Origin of the sequence: Methylobacterium sp. SyP6R (assembly GCF_019216885.1) — a bacterium.
GTDB lineage: Bacteria > Pseudomonadota > Alphaproteobacteria > Rhizobiales > Beijerinckiaceae > Methylobacterium.
This window is the reverse complement of the sequence record NZ_JAAQRC020000003.1, coordinates 108,830-127,071: the sequence shown is the minus strand read 5'-3', so window position 1 is coordinate 127,071 and position 18,242 is coordinate 108,830. Positions and strand designations below refer to the sequence as shown.

The 18,242-nt window shown below is 65.0% G+C and carries 12 protein-coding genes; 4 read left to right on the top strand and 8 right to left on the bottom strand.

The window, feature by feature from the left end:
• The first annotated feature begins 322 nt into the window (after positions 1-322).
• The 3 genes from HBB12_RS33285 (at position 323) to HBB12_RS33275 (ending at position 4,338) form a co-directional block, all read left to right on the top strand.
• Positions 323-1,378, top strand: coding sequence for a hypothetical protein (locus HBB12_RS33285; RefSeq protein ID WP_236993734.1), 1,056 nt, complete (start codon positions 323-325; stop codon positions 1,376-1,378).
• Entirely contained in the window at positions 1,375-2,658 is a 1,284-nt protein-coding gene (locus tag HBB12_RS33280) for a glycosyltransferase (protein ID WP_236993733.1), read from the top strand. Before HBB12_RS33285 ends, HBB12_RS33280 begins: the two co-directional genes overlap by 4 nt.
• Positions 2,659-2,835: 177 nt before the next feature.
• Positions 2,836-4,338 (top strand): DUF4214 domain-containing protein, encoded by a 1,503-nt coding sequence (locus HBB12_RS33275; protein WP_236993732.1) that lies wholly within the window; start codon positions 2,836-2,838, stop codon positions 4,336-4,338.
• A 207-nt stretch (positions 4,339-4,545) separates the two neighbouring features.
• On the opposite strand, the gene HBB12_RS33270 is transcribed toward HBB12_RS33275, so the two are convergent.
• From HBB12_RS33270 to HBB12_RS33255, 4 genes are all read right to left on the bottom strand, one after another.
• Complete coding sequence (locus HBB12_RS33270; RefSeq protein WP_236993731.1) at positions 4,546-5,895, bottom strand: HlyD family type I secretion periplasmic adaptor subunit; 1,350 nt, start codon at positions 5,893-5,895, stop codon at positions 4,546-4,548.
• Entirely contained in the window at positions 5,895-7,685 is a 1,791-nt protein-coding gene (locus HBB12_RS33265) for a type I secretion system permease/ATPase (protein WP_236993730.1), read from the bottom strand. Before HBB12_RS33265 ends, HBB12_RS33270 begins: the two co-directional genes overlap by 1 nt.
• 312 nt (positions 7,686-7,997) lie before the next feature.
• Positions 7,998-8,921, bottom strand: coding sequence for a HEPN domain-containing protein (locus tag HBB12_RS33260; RefSeq protein ID WP_236993738.1), 924 nt, complete (start codon positions 8,919-8,921; stop codon positions 7,998-8,000).
• A gap of 554 nt (positions 8,922-9,475) precedes the next feature.
• Complete coding sequence (locus HBB12_RS33255; RefSeq protein WP_236993729.1) at positions 9,476-10,363, bottom strand: inositol monophosphatase family protein; 888 nt, start codon at positions 10,361-10,363, stop codon at positions 9,476-9,478.
• Positions 10,364-11,499: 1,136 nt separating this feature from the next.
• Here HBB12_RS33255 and HBB12_RS33250 point away from each other — a divergent pair.
• Entirely contained in the window at positions 11,500-12,006 is a 507-nt protein-coding gene (locus HBB12_RS33250; protein WP_236993728.1) for a Ros/MucR family transcriptional regulator, read from the top strand.
• A 376-nt stretch (positions 12,007-12,382) separates the two neighbouring features.
• On the opposite strand, the gene HBB12_RS33245 is transcribed toward HBB12_RS33250, so the two are convergent.
• The 4 genes from HBB12_RS33245 to HBB12_RS33230 all read right to left on the bottom strand — a co-directional run bounded on the left by HBB12_RS33245 (position 12,383) and on the right by HBB12_RS33230 (position 18,233).
• Complete coding sequence (locus tag HBB12_RS33245; protein ID WP_236993727.1) at positions 12,383-12,604, bottom strand: hypothetical protein; 222 nt, start codon at positions 12,602-12,604, stop codon at positions 12,383-12,385.
• Between the two features lie 369 nt (positions 12,605-12,973).
• On the bottom strand, positions 12,974-14,026 hold the full coding sequence (locus HBB12_RS33240; RefSeq protein ID WP_236993726.1) for a Hint domain-containing protein: 1,053 nt from the start codon (positions 14,024-14,026) through the stop codon (positions 12,974-12,976).
• Between the two features lie 554 nt (positions 14,027-14,580).
• The gene (locus HBB12_RS33235) at positions 14,581-15,945 is read right to left on the bottom strand and encodes a hypothetical protein (protein ID WP_236993725.1); all 1,365 of its coding nucleotides are present in this window, start codon (positions 15,943-15,945) and stop codon (positions 14,581-14,583) included.
• Between the two features lie 14 nt (positions 15,946-15,959).
• Complete coding sequence (locus tag HBB12_RS33230) at positions 15,960-18,233, bottom strand: DotA/TraY family protein (RefSeq protein ID WP_236993724.1); 2,274 nt, start codon at positions 18,231-18,233, stop codon at positions 15,960-15,962.
• Positions 18,234-18,242: the final 9 nt, after the last annotated feature.

Sequence of the window (18,242 nt, the reverse complement as noted above, 5' to 3'; positions counted from 1 at the left end):
CCAAGGCATCGCGGTGACGCGTCCGAGGAGCCAGGTCCGCCCACACCCGCTCGCCGTGATCGGCTTAAACACCTGCCCCAGCGCAGGGCCGGCCCAGCTTTGGCAGAAACGGCGTCATGGCCGACGAGTCGCGTTGCCCCTCAAGGCCGGTTAAGACTTCGAATGGCAATGTCGCAGCAATGGACGCAAGTCCGGCCCACCGGGCTGGAGTCTTCCGGCACGAGAGATGACTGACTTCCAAGGCGTGCGCCACGATTCGCATCAAGACCGGCCTCAAGGCCTCCGCACAGTCCAGCCGGGCTTTCGCACGGCGTCCGGGAGCGTGCTGCAGGCCGCCCTTGCGGACGGTTTCGGCTCGGTCCTGATCGAGATCGTCCACGGGGCAGGCGAGATCGTCGAGGTCGGCCTGCCCGACGCGCCGCGCTTCCGGCTCGACGCGGCGACTGGCGGGCAGCACCAGGCGAGCTTCCTCCTGAGCGGGCCGACCGCACAGGCCGGCCCAGTCCCGTGGATCCTCACCGACGGCTCCGGCCGGCGCGAGCGCGTCCTTATCGCGCCGACGGTCCTCGCCAAGGCGCGCTTCGACGCAGCCGTCGCGGACCTCTTCCGGCGGGCGGCCGAGACGAGCCTCGACGGTGCTGCGAGCCTGGTGCGCATCGACAAGACTGGCGGCTTCCTGCGCGGGAAAGCAGGCGCGGCTCGCGCGCCGGAGCTGTCCGGCAAGGTCCGGCCTGGGTCGGTCGGAATCCTCGTCTGCGGCGGCGACACCCCGTTTCGCCGTGCATCCTGCATCGCCGCCGGGGTCGCGCTTTCCCGCGGCAAGGTCGCGCTCCTGGGCGATCTGCACGACGGCAACGCCGCTTGGCCGCCGGCGCAGGGCGAGGCAGCCCACGCCTCGATCTACGAACTTGAGGAGACGTTCCTGTCGACCCACGACTTCGTGCTGCTGCTTGCCGCCGGAACGCTCCTCGCCCCCGCCGCCGACGGGCTCATCGGCGAGATCCTGGGGCATTTCGAGCCCGGCACGGTGGTGCAGATCCGCACCGACGGGGAGGCGCGCCGCCTCGATGCGCTTGCACTCATGGACGGTCCTGCCATGCGCCCGCGCGATTTCCCGCTCAGCGGCTTCTACCCGGTTCTCGCGCGCGCCGCCGACATCCGCACGGTGCTCGCCGGGCGGCGCTGCTACGCCTCCGCCCTCGGTCTCGTCCTCGATCTCTTTCGCGGTCTCGAGGTACTGGAAACCCTGGCCGACGGCGCGGACGGGGTCGTGCAGGTCGCCCCGCCGCCCGTCTCGCTGCATGCGCGCGAGGCGATCGGCCTGGTCCGCGACTGCCTCGAGGCGATCGTCCCGGCCGACCGGAAGGCCGCGGCATGACCGATCTGCGCGTCGCCATCCTGGCTCACGCTCACCCGGCCTTGAGCAAGGGCGGGGGCGAGATCCTGGCGCACCGGTCGTTCGTGCAGCTGCGCGAGCGCCTCGGCCGGGCGACCTTGCTCGCGACGCTGCCCCGCCACGTGCCGGGCGCCGTCTCGCTGTTTTCCCGGGACGAGCGCATCGTTGCGTACGATCGCGACGAGTACCTCCTCGACTCGCAGGGCTACGATCCCTTCCTGGGCGCCAGCAGCGACGAAGCCCTGTTCGAGGCGATCGCCGACCTCTGCGCCGAGCGCCACGTCAACGTCTTCCACTTCCACCACTTCTTCGGGCTGGGAACGAACGCGGCCGCCGCCTTGCGCCGGCGCTTTCCCGACGCCGTCTTCGTGCTGACGCTGCACGAATACCTCGCGATCTGCCACCAGCACGGCCAGATGGTAAAGCGGAACTCGCGCCAGCTCTGCACCCGCGCCTCGCCGGTCGATTGCCACGTCTGCTTTCCCGAGCACGCCAGGGAGGAATTCGCCCTGCGCGCTGCCCTGATGCGCCAGATGATCGCGACCTTCGACGCCGTCACCGCCCCGAGCGCGTTCCTGGCCGCGCGGGTCGCTGCCGCCGGCCTATCCGACGAGGTCCGATTGATCCGCAACGGCACGTCGGACCTCGCGCCCGAGGCGTTCGGAGGAGGTGTCCAGTATGCGTCGGCCAGTCTCCCGCAGGACCTCCCCCGCAGCTTCGCGTTCTTCGGCCAGCCCACGCCCTACAAGGGCATCGACGTCTTTCTCAGGGCAGCCCTGGCCTTCCTGGAGAGGGAGGGGCCGGCCGCCCGCTTCGCCGTGTTTGGCTGCGACGCGGCGCGCGTGCGCGCGATGCCCGAGTGTCAGGACCTGCTTTCCGGCCTCGACCGCTGGACCGGCAGCCTGATGTTCCACGGCGTCTACGATCCGGAGGCCGTCGTCGCCCATATGCGCGGCTGGGGCTGGGTCGTGGTGCCGTCAATCTGGTGGGAGAACGCGCCGGTCGTCATCCAGGAGGCCTTCCTGGCCGGTCGGCCGGTGATCTGCTCAGGGATCGGCGGCCTGCGCGAGGCGGTGAGCCACGGGCGGGACGGCCTGCACGTGCGGCCGAACGACTGGATGGACCTGGCGCGAACCTTCTCCCGCGGCCTGCACGAGGACGGGCTGTGGCGCACGCTCCAGGCTCAGGTCGCACCGCCCCGCAGCATCGCGGCAATGAACGACGAGTTCGTCTCCCTCTACCAGTCCCTTCTGGCGCGCTGAAGGTGATTGCAGTGCAACTTCCCGCAATGCGGGAAGGACGACGGCGGACTATGTCGTGGAGGCAACACAGATCTTTTAAGTTGGTGATGTGCGAGCACAAATCGAAACGTGCTTTGACAGCCGTATGAAGGAATGAGACCTCTGGAGCCGAACGCGCGGTCCGGGTCCTCGACTGACATGCCCTTCTCCTACACCATCAACCTCAACGACCCGCAGAAGCGTCCCGAGGATGCGTCGCTGCTGACCGACACGCGGGCGGCGCTCGACGCCTGGGCCAGCTACATCACCGGGAAAGGCTCGGTCGATGTCCAGCTCAACCTCGTCTCGCTTGCGGGAGGGTTCCTGGCCGATGCCGGTCCGGCGCTCGAACTCGCCGTCGACAGGGATGGTGCTCGCACCGTCACGCAGAGCAATGTCATCACCGAGCTGCTCACCGGCCTCGACGTCAACGGGGCCGCTCCCGACCTGACCATCAACGTCAATGCCGACTTGCTCTCGAGTCTCTATCTCAACCCTGCGCCGTCCTCGGGCGGCAGCGTGCCGCGCGGTAAGTACGACGCGGTCTCGATCCTGACCCACGAGATCGGCCATGCCCTCGGCATCTCCGGAGCCCGTGACCCTGCCACCGGGGCGCTGCCGGCCAATACCGAGACGACCTGGGACCGGCTGGTCGCGCTGCAGCCCGACGGGACGGCTTACTTCACCGGGGCGAACGCGCAGGCCGTGTATGGCGGCCCTGTTCCCGTGACGACGATCAAGAACGGCGAACAATACTACCACCTCGCCAACAGCGCCTCTGATCCGCTGAGCAAGGATCTCATGGGTGGCACGGGCCTCGCCGCGGGCGAATCCCGTTCGATCTCGCCCCTCGACCTGGCGATCCTGCGGGACCTCGGCCTCACCGTCTCGACCTACGACAAGCTGCAGTTCGGGACGATCGTCCACGATGCGCAGGGCTTCGGCGGTCAGGTCTACCTGCTCTACGACGCGTTGCTCGGCCGCGCTCCCGATCCGCTCGGCTTCGGGGCCTGGATCGACGCGGTGCAGACCGGCACGCCGCTGCACGACATCGCGAAGGCGTTCCTCGCCTCGCCGGAGGGACAGGCACGGACCGGAGCGCTCGGCAATGCCGACTTCGTCGAGCAGCTCTACCGCACCGCCCTCGACCGACCGTCCGATCCCGGTGGCCTCGCGGCGTGGACGGCCGCGCTCGATGCGGGCACGAGCCGGGCCGACGTCGCCTTGGGCTTTGCCCTCTCACCCGAGCATGTGGCGAACCTGAAGAGCACCTTCGACGCCGGCGTCTACGTACCGAACCCGGAGGCCGCGGAGGTCGCGCGGCTCTATTACGGCGTTCTCGGGCGTGCCCCCGATTCCGGCGGTCTCGCGGCCTGGACGGCAGCGGTCGATCACGGCACCTCGCTCGAGCTCATCACCGGGTCGTTCCTGCAGGCCCCGGAGGTCCAGGCCAAGGTCGGGGGCTTGAACAACGCGCAATTCGTCGATGCGATCTATCTCAACGCGCTGGGCCGCCACGCCGAGGCGGGCGGCCTCGCGACCTGGACCGGCCAGCTCGACAGCGGCGTCTCGCGCGCGAGCGTGACGGTCGCCATCGCCGAGAGTCTCGAGGCAACGCTGCACCACGCGGCCGAGATCGAGACCGGCTGGCATCTCGCCTGACGCCGGCCGCGGGGTCACGTGCCAACCCCACGAGCCGGTCGCTGCTGCTGCCAACCGCAGCGGCGGCCCGCCCGAAGCATGCTTCGGGCGAGCTTGCGACTGAGTGTCTCTCACAAAACTCCCGATCGCCGTCGTCGCTCGCTGTGGCAGCGTCGGCGCAACGGGAGTTTTGTGAGGTGCACTTAATCTTGCATCCGCGTCGTTGGCCTACTTCTCGCGCCACGCTTTGGCGATCTGGTCGCTGAGCGGCTTGACGAGGTAGCTCAGCACCGAACGCTCGCCGATCTGCAGGAACGCCTCGACCGGCATGCCCGGCACCAAGCGTGCGCCGCCGAGGCGGTCCTTCTCGGATTGCGGAACGAGGATGCGCAGGGTGTAATGGCTGGCGCCGGTCTTCGGATCGGTCGTTACGTCGGCCGAGACCCGCTCCACGCTGCCATCGATCTCCGGCGTGGTGCGCTGGTTGAAGGCCGGGAACCGCAGCAGCGCGTGCTGGCCTCGGCTCACGCTGTCGATGTCCTGGGGCTGCACCCGGACCTCGACGGCGAGCTGGTCGCTCGTCGGCACGATCAGCATGGCGGGCTCGGCCGGCGTGACGAGGCCACCGACGGTGTGCACCGCCAGCTGGTGGACCACGCCGTCCTGGGGTGCGCGCAGGTCCACGCGCTTGAGCTGATCCTCGGCCGCGACGCGCTTCTCGACGAGTTCGGACCAGCGCCCGCGAATCTCCGCCAGCTCCTTGCCGACCTCGGTGCGCATGTCCCCGTCGACCTGGAGGATCTGGAGTTCGGTCTCGGTGATCTTGCCGCGCGCCGAAGCGGTCGCGGCAACGAGCTGCCCACGCTCGCCCTGCAACCGGGCGGCGTCGCGCTCGAGTACCGTCACGCGACCGACCGGAACCAGGTTCTTGGCGAACAACTCGCGCACGCCGACGAGCTCGGTGCCGATGAGCGCGATCTCCCGCTCCTTGGCGGCCGCCTGCTCGGTCAGGCCGGCGATCTCCTGGCGCAGCTGCGCGATGCGCTCGCGCAACTGCGCCTTCTGCCCCTCGCGGCTCGCCACGCGCGCGGCAAACAGCGTCTCCTCGCCGCTCATCAGGCGAGTGACCGCGGGATCGCTTGCCCGCGCCACGAGATCGTCGGGAAACCGCACCCGCGTCGCGCCGTCCCGCTCGGCCTCGTCGCGGGCGCGGCGGGCCGAGAGCTCGTCGAGGGCTCTGAGCACGATCTCGAGATTGGCGCGGGTCTGCGTGTCGTCGAGGCGGATGAGCACGTCGCCGAGATGCACGCGGTCGCCCTCGCGCACCCGCAACTCGCCGACCACGCCGCCGGTCGGGTGCTGCACCTTCTTGACGTTGGATTCGACCACCATTTGGCCGGGCGCGATCACCGCACCAGCGATCTGGGTCGTGGCTGCCCAACCGCCCACTCCCGCCACGAGGGCGATGGAGAGCCCGAGCGACAGGGCGAGGTGACGTCGGATCGAGGCTCGGGCTTGCCCGTCCGCCGGGGCGGCGGGCAGCAGGGCGGACGCGGTCGGGTTGAGGCTCGCGGCCATCAGGCGATCTCCTGCAGGCTGGCTTGCAGCCGCCGCACGGCATTATCCTGGGCGACGGGGGGGACGGGAGCGTTGGGCGCGCGCAGGACGTGCTTGAAGATCTCGTCCTTCGGGCCGAATGCCTGAGCGCGGCCGCCGGCCATCACCAGGACGGTATCGACGGCGGTGAGCGCGCTGGGGCGATGGGCGACGACGATGCAGATCCCGCCGCGGCGGCGTACCGACTGGATCGCCTCCGTGAGTGCGGCCTCGCCCTCGCCGTCGAGGTTGGAGTTGGGTTCGTCGAGCACCACCAGGAACGGATCGCGGTAGAGCGCACGCGCCAGGCCGACACGCTGGCGTTGGCCGGCGGACAGCATCGCGCCGCCTTCGCCGATCTGCGTGTCGTAGCCCTCGGGCAGGCGCAGGATCAGCTCGTGCACGCCCGCGGCCTTGGCGGCGGCGATCGCCAGGGCCGAATCGGCCCCGCGCTCGAAGCGGCTGATGTTCTCGGCGACGGTGCCGGCGAAGAGCTCGACCTCCTGCGGCAGGAAGCCGAGATGCCCGCCGAGCGCATCGCCCTGCCACTGGTCAAGGGCGGCTCCGTCGAGCCGCACCGCACCGCGGAACGGCGTCCAGATCCCGACGAGAGCCCGAACGAGCGAGGATTTGCCGGACGCCGAGGCGCCGATGATCCCGAGCCCCTGGCCGGCGGACAGGCCGAAGGAGACGTCCTGCACCACGAGTCGCTGCGAGCCAGGAGGGGCGACGAAGAGGCCTTCAACGCCAAGGGAGGCGACCGGGGCCGGCAAGGCGTGGACCACGCGGTCGGCGGGAATGCGCGCCAGCGCCTGGGTCAGCCGCGCCCAGGATTGACGCGCCTGGACGAAGCTCTTCCAGTTGGCGATCGCGAGTTCCGCCGGCGCCAGGGCGCGCGAAACGAGGATCGAGGAGGCGATAATGATGCCGCCCGTCGCCTGATTGTGGATCACGAGCCAGGCGCCGAGCGCCAGCACGCCCGATTGCAGCGCAACGCGGAAGATCTTTGAGAGGGTGCCAAACCCGGCGGCCACGTCGGCAACGCGCGTCTGCGCCGCCATGTAGTCCTGATTGATCGCGGTCCAGCGCGCGTTGAAGCGGGCCTGCATGCCCAGTGCCGCGATCGTTTCCGCGTTGCGCCGGCTGGTTTCGGCCAGGACGTGTCGGCGCGCGCCGTGCTGGTTGGCGCCGCGGGCCGGCCGTCGGGTCGCGAACTCGGTGCAGAGCGTGAGGAGCGCCAGCACGCAAGCGCCGACGAGCGCGGCGATGCCGATGGCGGGATGAAACAGGAAGCAGATCGCGACATAGACCGGCAGCCACGGCAGGTCGAAGAGCGCGCAAGGCCCCGATCCCGCCAAGAAGGCCCGCACCTGGTCAAGGTCGCGCACCGGCATCGTCCCCTCGGGTTGCTCCGAGCGCATCGGGGCTCGCATGAGGACGTCGAAGACCCGGCCGGAGAGGGATGCGTCGAGGGCGACGCCGATGCGGGCGAGAATCCGCGATCTCAGCGTTTCAAGGGCGCCCTGGAACGCAAACAGGGCGAGCGCGAGGACCGAGAGACCCACGAGAGTCGGAACGCTGCGGCTCGGGATGACCCGGTCGTAGACCTCGAGCATGTACAGCGAGCCGGTCAGGCACAGCACGTTGACGAGCCCGCTCACCAGCGCCACGCCGATGAAGCTCGACCGGAAGCGACCGAGCGCCGATCCGAGCTCTGAGGTTCCTCCTGGCAACCCTTCGGAACGGGTACCGCCACTGCTTGTCACCGACATGGTCGCTCCTGCACGGGCTGCCACCGTCGCTACTCGCGATCGGGCTCTCGTCATGATGCCGCTCGTGCCGGCAACTCTAGGGCCGCACGTTTAAATAACATCTTAAACTGATAAGTAATGTATCATTTACTACGAATAATAATTGATGCTACTCTATGTAATAATAGTATATAATATCTTAATTGAAACCATATTGATCAATTAATTCCGAATAATTTAAATTCATATTCGCAATTTTATAGTTGAATATTCGCCAGATCTGTTGAATGGGCCGATAGCTCCCGATCAGCGCGGCGCTGATGTCGCCACTCGCTATGTGTCCGGTCCCCGCGCAACTGAAGGCGCAAGGCGTTCAGCACAAATCGCCGCGACGATCTCCTGCAAGGCGGTCACCCGCTCGACGAGCCAGGCCAGCTCCTCGGGGGTGATCTTGTAATGTGGTGAGTATCGCGCATCGACGTAGGCGCGGTTAAGGAGCGCAAAGCAGCGCCGGGCGAACTTCGTATCGCGCGGCCAAACCGGGATCAGCCGGGTATCGATGCTCTCGGCCTGTGACCGGAGCTTGGTCAGGCGGTGGAGCTTCGGGCTGTAGAGCGTCAGGACCAGCAGGACGCAGTGATACAGCCGCTCCGTGGCCTGGTGCAGGTTGAACGCCGCGTGTTTCGGTTGGTGGTCCCTGATGGCGTACGTTGCCTGCGTCAGGCAGTAGCCGGCGTTTGCAAACCAGTGCTCGAAGTGCCGCTGCGCCTCGGTGCGCTGCTCCTCCGCCGTGAGCGGCTTCGGGGTTACGAACGGAAAGCCAGCAAGTTCGTGCAGCACGATACCGTCCCGCGCGATGTCGACGAAGAACGGGCGGCCCTGCGCCAGTTGGTCGTTCACATCCTGCAACGTGTGAACGATCACGTTCACCGGCGCCGCCAGACGACCGCCCAGACTCAGCTCCTGCAGCAGGCGCTCCTCGGCCTTCTCCCACGCCTCGTACTGCTCGGCGAAACGGGCGTCGTTGACCACCACCAGCAGGTCGTAATCCGACAGGTAGCCACTGCCGCGATCCTCGACCCAGTCGCCGCGCGCGTAGGAGCCAAAGAGGACGAGCTTGAGGAAGCGGCCGCGCCGGGCCTTGTCCGACAGCTTGGTCTTCTGCGCGTCGTCGAACTCCTCGAACAGGATCCGCACCGCGTGCTGCAGCTCGCGGCGCTTGCGGTCCGGCAGGTGGGCGAGTCGTTCGGTGTCCATCGCGATCTGCTCGTACAAGGCAGCCCTCTCCCACCTGCCGGGTTTGGCTGGTTGCACCTCAGCGTCATCAGGAGGCTGCTGTCAAAGCCAGATCGGGCCGCGCACCGAGCATGGGGATGTCCTCGCCGACATGGCCCCAACTCGCCAGTGGGGCGGCGCGATTCCGTCGGACCAGAACGACGGGTGAGCCGCGCATCGTTGCCGCTTCACGGTTCTGGAATGCATCGCCCCGATCGGCATTGGTCCCTTCGTCGGACCGGCCACCCTGATAGCTTGTCTGGTCGGACCGTGTCGACCTATCGTGCTGAACCAACGTCGATTGCACAGCAATATGGGGGCATAGCCCAATGAATTGACCGACACTGTTGATGGTTGATATTCGATCTTGCTATCTAACATAAAAATAAGACCATATATTATTTGCGCATATAATCTTTGATAAAATTTAACATGTTATCCATCAACATAAAGTATGATGAAGCGGATGTAATGCTGTATGATAATGTGACAACTAAATTACGTGATCATAAGAACGATTGCGTCATGCAAGGATCTCATGACCGCTGGCAACGGATGGACCGGGCGAAACGTGCAGCCGTCGGTTCGTCGGGGCAGAGCAGCCACAGGGTGTCGCGTGCCGAGAACTGTCGATCGAACAGCTCGATCAACTCGGAAGGGGGGCGTGCCAGATCCGGCCAGCGATAGAGTCCAAAGCCGAGGGTCTCCGCGATGGCGAGGCCCGCTGCTGCGTCCCAGATCTTGTAGTTGACACAGGTGGCGTCGAGGCGCCCCAGGACGAGAAGCGCGGCATCGGCGGCGGCACTGCTTTCGCTCCACGGAAAGAATCCCTGCTCGTAATCCAGGGTATATCGCTGGGCCGAGATCGGAAGCCAGCCGACGTGGAGGGTTTCCCGGTCAGGACGCTGGAAGGGACGCAGATCTCCAGCCAGCCTGCCCGCGCGCGTCGGCGCCCAATATGCGACGCCGTCGGCCGCCGCGAGGATCAGGCCCCGCTGGTCGGCCTTGCGGCGGATCGCGAACGGCTCGGTTCGGTCGTCGAACCAAGCCGGCAGGCTGATGACGCCAGCGCGAGGCCAGCCGGAGCGGCACGCCGCCACCATCGTCCCCCAACTCGCCAGTCCGCTTGCATACGGCTTCGTCCCGTCGATCGGATCACCGATGAAGGTCCATTCATTCCCGCGAAGAAGAGCCCTGGCCGCATCACGGCCCAGATCGTCTGCGCTTTCCTCCTCGATCAGGCGCGGGTCGAAATGGGCGTGAAGCATCCGGCTGATTGCGAGGTCTGCCTCGGTCAAGGCCTGCCCAAGATCCCCATCCTTGTGAGTGACCGAAACGCCCTGGTCCCGATAGGCGAGTGCGAGGGCACCGGCTTCCTCCGCGAAGGCAAGAAGACGATCGAGGATGGAGCACGGGAAGGTCATCGGCATATCCGTGAGCGGCTCATCCCAGGCCGCCGCGCCGAGGTCAGGCGCAATCTGGTCGCCATTGTATCGACTAGCAAGTCGAGCGGCGAGGGATATCGACCGCATCCGTGCCGCCCCGCCCGCCCTTGGCGAGACCTGCGACGTAAGTGAAAGCGAGGCCGATTCGCAAGACCGCGCGCAACTGCCTTCCGATCGTGGCTACCCGTGGGACATCGAGGTCTCCGCACGGTTCGTCATTGCCGCTGGATGGCCACCGATCGCGTCCCAGGACCGTGTGGTATGCGAGGCCGGTCCAGCGCGATGACGACCAGCAGGTCGGCTTGGGCAGCCTGCCGAGTGGGCAGGCCGAAGAGGTGGCCATCGCCGGTCGGTGCGAGGCGTTTCAGGATCATGGCGCGGCAGCGTTGCAGGGCTCAACCGTCGTTCTGCTCCAGGGGGATCGCGCTGACCCGCCGACTGCCCACCCAGCAATTATTAGACTATTACAGGGCGCGAAAATAGCGGCTGCCTTAAATAAAATTCCACAATTATATCTCTTGAATCGTAATTTTTTTTATTGTCCAGGCTCATGCAAACTGCCCATGAATCGGCCGCTTAGTTTTGGCAATGGTACCGTCTGGCCAAATCGGAGAAGATTGTATGCGAAATTGCAGTGAGAGAAGCGTAAAGCGTCATGAACTCGGCGATTGGTTGTCGACGAGGATCAGCCTTCGCCCCACACCCGTTCAGATTCACGACGGCTCGCATAGCGCGCCATCGCTCAAGCCTATGCGAGAACGTTGAGGCGATGCAGGTAGCTTTCCCGGATCGCCGTGTCTGCTGGCGCGCCTGCCGCCCGGTGAGCCGCCGCGCCAGGAAATTCACGCGAAGGTCGGCCCACGTCCTATGCCTGCTGCGCCGTGGAGCGTGTGGCAGGATCACCGGAGCGGTTCTGCACGGAAGGGCCGTGGGGCGCTGCCTTCTGTCGGACTTGGGATCGCTTTGCAACAACCGAGGTGGCAGGATGTAAGCGCCAGCGACTTGACCTGTTATAAACGAAATTTGTGGCGGTGCGTCACGACAAGCCTTGACCTGTCCCGTCGCGAGGCCTCTATCTTGATCCTGCACAAGAATAGAAATTCGAGGCCTCGCCAATGGACGACATCACACAGGACCACGCCGATTTCGTCGGTCTCGCGGCCGCCATCGTCGGCGCTTATGTCGCGAAAAACAATATTCCGGCGTCCGAGCTGCCGGGCCTCATCGTGGCAACCCACGCAGCGCTGGCCAAGCTGACCGTAAAGCCGGAGCCGGCGGTCGAACGGCCCACGCCTCCCGTTCCAATCCGCAAGACGGTGACCCCGGACTACATCATCAGCCTTGAGGACGGCAAGTCCTACAGGTCGCTCAAGCGGCACTTGACGACGCGCGGCCTGACCCCGGCGGAGTACCGCCAGAAATGGGGCCTGCCGCACGATTACCCGATGGTCGCTGCAACCTATGCTGCGCAACGCTCCGAGCTCGCCAAGAGTTTCGGGCTTGGCCAGATCCGGCATAACCAAGCTGAAGCGCGGAAGGTGGAAGCCGGGGTCAAGCTCATACAGCCCGTAGCGCCGCGCCGCGGCCGGACGAAAAAAGCTCAGGTTGCCGCAGCGGAATAGCCTGGCTCCGATCATCTTATAGCGACAGTAGGGTGTGGTGCGTGGAAGTGTCGCGCGCACCACGATCCTAAAAACCGTCAATAGGCTGCCTTTTTCCGCTCAATATTCAATCGAGGATCAGCGCCAGGACGCCTTGCTGAGTGGAATTTTTACTGATATTTTTCCATGGTGCTGTGGGATAATCACTCTATATGGTTAGCACTTTGATGTGGCAGCGCATTCCAACGCTTGCGAAGGCTCGCCATGTCGCCGCGGCGACGATCTCCAGCCGAGATTCCCAGCCACACCGCTGCTGGAATCCAGGACGCATTTCCGCGGGGCACTACCTCTAAGCGACCGAGGGATGAACTCGGTACCGTGTTTGCCGACGCGCTGTTCACGGCGTTGTTGTCCTCTCGTGACCGCCCAGCCGAAGCGGCCCTGGCGGCTGGCGCTCGTCGCCATGCTGCGATTCGCCGAGAACCGCGTGGATTGCCGCGCAGCCGAGGCGGCTCGTGGCTGCATCGACTGAAAGGACCTCTTCGGCTTCGACTTCACCGATCCATGACTCGACGCCTTGGTGTTGAGCGAGTTCCGCTTCCGCCTCGTGGCCGGCCACGCCGGGACGCTCCTGCCCGACCACGTGCCTGGCCCTGTGCCGCGAGCGCAGGCGACTGTTGGCGCGAAGCCGATGGGGCCGTTGCCGCGCAGTACCGCGGCGGGCAAGCATCGCGAAGAGACGCCGTATCGGGGCGGGCGCACCCTGCATCTTCGACTGGCCCGCGACCTCGGACCCGTCAAAGTCCACCTCCCGCGTACGCTGAAAGCCGCTGCCCTCGACATCGGCCGCATCGCCGATCGTCTGGCGAGTAAGTCCGCTCGCGTCGAGACGACGATCACCTTGCGCTCGACTCATCACACAAGCAGCTTGACCCGGTATACTCGCCAGCGATATCCGAACCGGGGGCAACCCCATTTCGTCTCTGAGCTACGCCGCGATCCAGGCGAAGCGCTCGGCCTCATCCCAGCCGCAGGCCTCGCCGAGCGATGCGGCGAACACGCCCGAGAGCCGCGCCCGCTCGGCCTCGACCACCGGGCCGTCCACGGCGACCGGCCGACAGCGGGCGGAAAGGCCCGGCGCGACCAAGTCGGGGTTATGGAGGGCGTGGTCCGAGGCTTCCGTAAAGAACAGGCGATCACCCCAGTCGAGGTAGCTCTCGGCGGGCACGCCCTCGGCGAGCAGGATGTCGTGGGCGTCGAGCTCGACGTGCCAGTAAGTCACCGACACGGCCGGCTCGCGGGCGATGGTCGTGCCGTTGATGAGGCACATGATCGGCACGTGATGACCGCCTTCATTCGCCGTGCTGGCGCCGACGAGGACGGGGTGCCCAGGTGACAGGAAGAGGTCGCGGCCGGGCAGCCTTGGCCCGAAGGCACCAGCGCGCACTCGGATCGGCTGCTGATGTGCCGGTAATGCGCGGCCGAGTCCGTCGAGGTGGCGATGCCCGATCCAGACAATCTCACGTATCTCGCCCGACGCGGTGATCACATGATCGCCGGCCGCGAGTGCTTCGACTGCCAAGTCTCCCTTCGTCGTGGTGATCAGCGTGCCGGTGGCGAAGCAAGGGATATAAGTACCCGTGCTCGTATCATAAGTACCTAAACTTTGATCGTTTGCTAGCGTAAAACTTGAGCTCGGGGCTCCAAAAATAATCCTCTGCTGCGACAAAACTAAATAGTCAGTGCCTCCTCGATAGGTATTTGCGAACAGAATCGCGCTGGAAGATTGATATGGAGTTTGATAAACTATACTAGGATTAGAAATTCCCGTGTCGAGAGTGCCATCGGATCGATATTGATTAAAAGTTACGGTACCTTTGACGTCGATGCTCTGCAGGACAGCATATCTCCCATTGTCGGCGGAGTCATACGGTCCTGCTGCAAGATTGGCAGTCGTCCCCGATGGGCCAGATCCTGTTGTATTGGTCAATCCGATTTGATTTAGCTTCACTGTATAGTTATGGAAATTGATATAGACCATGCTCGAAAGACTTCAGAATTCGCGACGATCAGGATGTAGCGCTTCGCCATGATCATAAGCTCGGGGTAGGCGATCCTCAATCGGGGGACTGCATTTCCGCTGCTATGTGCCCAAATGCATCGTATATTTGATGATGCTGTGATCACGCACAATGGCGAGCCGTTGAAATATTAAATATGAATTCTGTCTTTTCTATTGCAATTATATCTGAGGAAATGCTCAGAGCAATGCTTGCGACAGTTGGGCGGCCCTGTCGATCACAAGCAGATATTCCGCTCTGGCGGCTATATCGCAGTATCGATTGGAGAATAATCAGGATGGAATATTGTCTGAATCAGGGGATAGCTACGGATTCTCTTAGCGCAGAGTCCTTTATCGCCCTGAGAGCTAATCTCAGGGCCAAGGCCACGCGCTTTGCCACCATCATGACCTGATCAAAATCCCGCCTTCAACTAAAGGTGAGCCAATAAAATCGCGAGCCGAAAATATTTCTTAGGCAATTACCTGTCGGTAATCGATCGCAATCGAATTGTATTTTAAAAAAATCTTGTCCCTTAAAATGCGCGTGAATTGTTTTTCGGCAAACCAGGGAGCTCGACATCGAGCACGAAAGGACAATCTTTGAGCGCGGAGATGATTTTTGAACTTTCCACCGAAGCATTTCGCGTTCCAGCCCTGCTCTGAAAGCGAAGGGCGGTGATTTTTCGGACGGCCTTGTAGAGGTGGCCGGGTGGTCTCGCCGGGAGGGAGAGGGTACCGATCGCACCGGCCTTTACGGCTGCGGCCCGGAAACGTCGCGCCGACTTGCCTGACAGCTCCCCGGGATATGCGACGTGGATGAGGTTGTCCGCGGCGTGTCCCGGCTTGCCCTCGATCAAAGCCTCGGTGCAGCGCGCGATCACGAGCGCCGTGGTCAGGGGTGACGATGGTCGGATGCAGACGATCCCCTGCGCCGAGATGGCGGAGCGCAGCTCGAAGCCCTCGGTGAGCGAGAAGCTTCTGAGGCCGGCGATCTCGGTTGCGTGCGCGGCGAGGGCCTTGCGGCCGGCCTCGCGTTTGTCGTCCGGAAGGCCGCAGATTGGCTGGATCGCTGCCCGAAGAGCAAAGCCCTCGGGCGAGTCGACGTCGTCGGTGCTGACCTCATGCCCGTCGATCTCGTACTTGCCCTCGACCAGATGTTCGAGTGCGACCTCGTCGACGAAGGACGCATAGAGTTCGAGCGGGTTCTTCTTGAACCGTGTGGCGATCTCCTTGACGAACGGCATCAGCACGGCATGGAGGGCTTCGGCCTCCGGGCCCAGGCGCAGGTCCGCGATCGCTGCTGCCAGCGTCGAGTCCTCTATCCGCAGGGGCGGCTGCGGCACGGCGTTGAGATCGATAGAGTAGACCTCCTGGTCCCGGCCGAAGGGCCGCGCGACGCTGGCGATCTGCCGGGTCAGCATATCCGGGTTCCTGATGGCTCCAGGTTCCGGATCGGGCGCGCCGCGGACGGCGGGCTTGGGAAGGGCCTTGGGGATTCCCTCGACGATAATGGCGCCCATGCGATTGATGCAGGCCCCGAAAACGAGCGTGGTCATCGCCTGGGCCTGCCACCGCGTGTCGTCTCCCTCCATCGCCACGCCCTGAACCAGGTCCTCGCGCCGCAGCCAGACCTGGCCGGTGCTCGCGAGGCCGACGGGCCAGGTGGCGTCGCCGCGCCGGCGCGTGGTCTCGTCGCGGTAGCCGCGCCGTCCGAGGTGGTGCGGCACGCGTCCCGGCGCGCGCCAGCTGCGCCAGCCATAGGTGAAATGGCGCAGGAAGCGGTACCCGGCATAGGCCAGGATCGCCTCGGGCACGAACGGCGCGGCGATCATCGAGAAGGACAGGGCGGTCGCGATCCCGAAATGCCACGCGACCTCGTTCGGGGTATCATCGTTCATCGATCACGCTCCCCTCAGCCCTTGTTCCGGCCGCGGATCATCGACAGCATGGTGTTGCCCGTTGTTTTCGAGCCTGCCCGGGTGCCGGACGTCAGGGCGCCGGCTGTTCTGGCCGCGTTGCCGCCCGGGATCCTGCCCGGCGGGCTCGGCACGACGATACCGGCCGCGGCGACGGCTGCGCTGCTGCCGGCACGTCGCTCGAGCTGGGCGCCGATCCAGGACAGCACGGTCTCGGGCAGGGCACTGATCTGACCCGCCGACAGCATGACGATCGAGAACAGGAGGACGGCGTAGACGAACAGCCCGGCGGTCCCGACCATCACGTAGGCGATGGTGCCGTCGGGCGAGAGCATCGCGAGTGCCCCGCGGAAGAAGACGTTGGTGATGTCGATGCCCACCCGCATCAGGAGGAGCGAGGCGAGGAGGCCGACGACGATCAGGGGAGGCCGCAGCAGGATGCCGAGGAAGAACATGTAGCCCTGACCGCTGTTGCCGACGAAGCTGTCGGAGCGGGCCGGCATGAACTTCGTGAGGAGCCAGATCGGCACCGCGATCATCGCCTCGGCAACGACGAGGAACCAGTTGAAGGTACCCATCAGGAAGTGGACGATGACCACGAACGGCACCAGGCCGACCAGAATGAACGCCGCGGCAAAGAGGATCATTGCCAGGAGATAGAGGAAGCCGGAAGCTTTTTCGGCAATTGCTTGCCCCGCTCCTGCGGCTGGATGCTTGACAAAACCTAACCCCCATCCTATAAAATCTGATCCTACTCCGGCACCCATTGCAACAAGACCGTAACTGGCGATGCTCTGGCCGATCTCCTGCACCTCGAGGATCGGATCTCTCCAAGTCGTACTCTCCGGCCGGCTGATGATGCTAAGTACGCCCGAGTAGATACCTGAGAGTGCGCGGGCAAAAATACTCGGCGGGTCGGCCTGCGCTGCCGGATCGTCGCTGGCGATGCGGGCGACGCTGCCCGTGCCCTGCGCGGCGATGAAGCCGGAGAACGTCCCGACATAGTTGACGTTGCGCTGCGCCTCCTGGGCGAGCGGCCAGTAGGCGCTGTGGCCGAGCGAGGGCATGTAGGTCGAGATCGCGGCCGGCGGGACCGTCGTCACCGAGGCGCTCGGACCGGCCGAGGCGGCGAGCAGCTTGGCCTGCACGAGGCTCATCGAGCGCTGCCATAGCGCAGCGGACAGCCAGCCATTCTCGGTCGAATTATCCAGGTAGGTTCGAAGAGCCTGATCGAGCTGCGAATTGTTGGCCTGGGTCAGGCTCTGGCTCACGTTGGTATAGGCTGCATCGATCGCATCCTTGATACGGCCCTGGATCGCCTGCTCGTCGCGGGCACCCGACATGATGGTGGTGGCGATCCCGCTCGCGGCGCTGTCGAGGCTGTTGAACGCCGCCTGGAACGCGCGCTGGCTCTGCTGCTCGGCCAGCGCGATCAGGAGGGACGTCGTACTGGCATCCTTCGTATCGGACAGGTTGACGTTGATCTTCTGGTGCTCGTAGACGATGGAGCCGCAGAGGTTGGTCGATCTGCGAAAATATCCATTCGTGTCTGCAAAATAATAGGTCGTCGTCTGCGGGCTCCATGAGCCGAACATACCGGTATCGGTGGCGGTTTGAGTGACGATGGAGGCGGCTTTGGCACGGCCCGACACGTTCCTGGCGTAGAGCATCAACGACTGGGCGCAGACGTGGCCGTAGAGGCGGGCTTCGAGCACCTTGGCGAGCTTGCCGCGCAGGGCGAAGTCGCCGAGCGCCTGGGTCGGCTGGGCGAGGGTGCCGTACATGCCGGTGAGCCCTGTCACGGCGACGCGGGTCCACAGCGTGTCGCCGAACCCCGATCCCCAGACGGCGATCTGCACCACCAGGATTTGCACGAGCGACAGGCCAGACTTGATCGGCAGGCTGAGGATCGCGCCGGCCAGCACCCGCAGAATGGTGTACTTGGCGCTCGATCCCCGCCCGAACGCTTGGCCGTCGTTCGCGGTGTCGGCGACGAGCGAGTAGAGCAGGTAGCAAGCGAGGATCGTCGAGACGATCAGGCAGCCGACGTTGAAATACCCGAGCGCCACCGTGAGCGGGCGATCGTCCGAGCAGGTCGCGGCTTTCCACACGCCGTCGACCACGCAGCCGAGGAGCTTGCGCAGGTTGATCAGCGCCAGGTCGTTCGTGACCGGTGTAAAGACCTCCTTGCTCGTCGTCTGGGCCTGGGCGACGCCGGCCGCAACGAATGCGGCGAGGCTCGCGCCGGCGGCGATGATCCTGCGGAGCACGGGAATCCC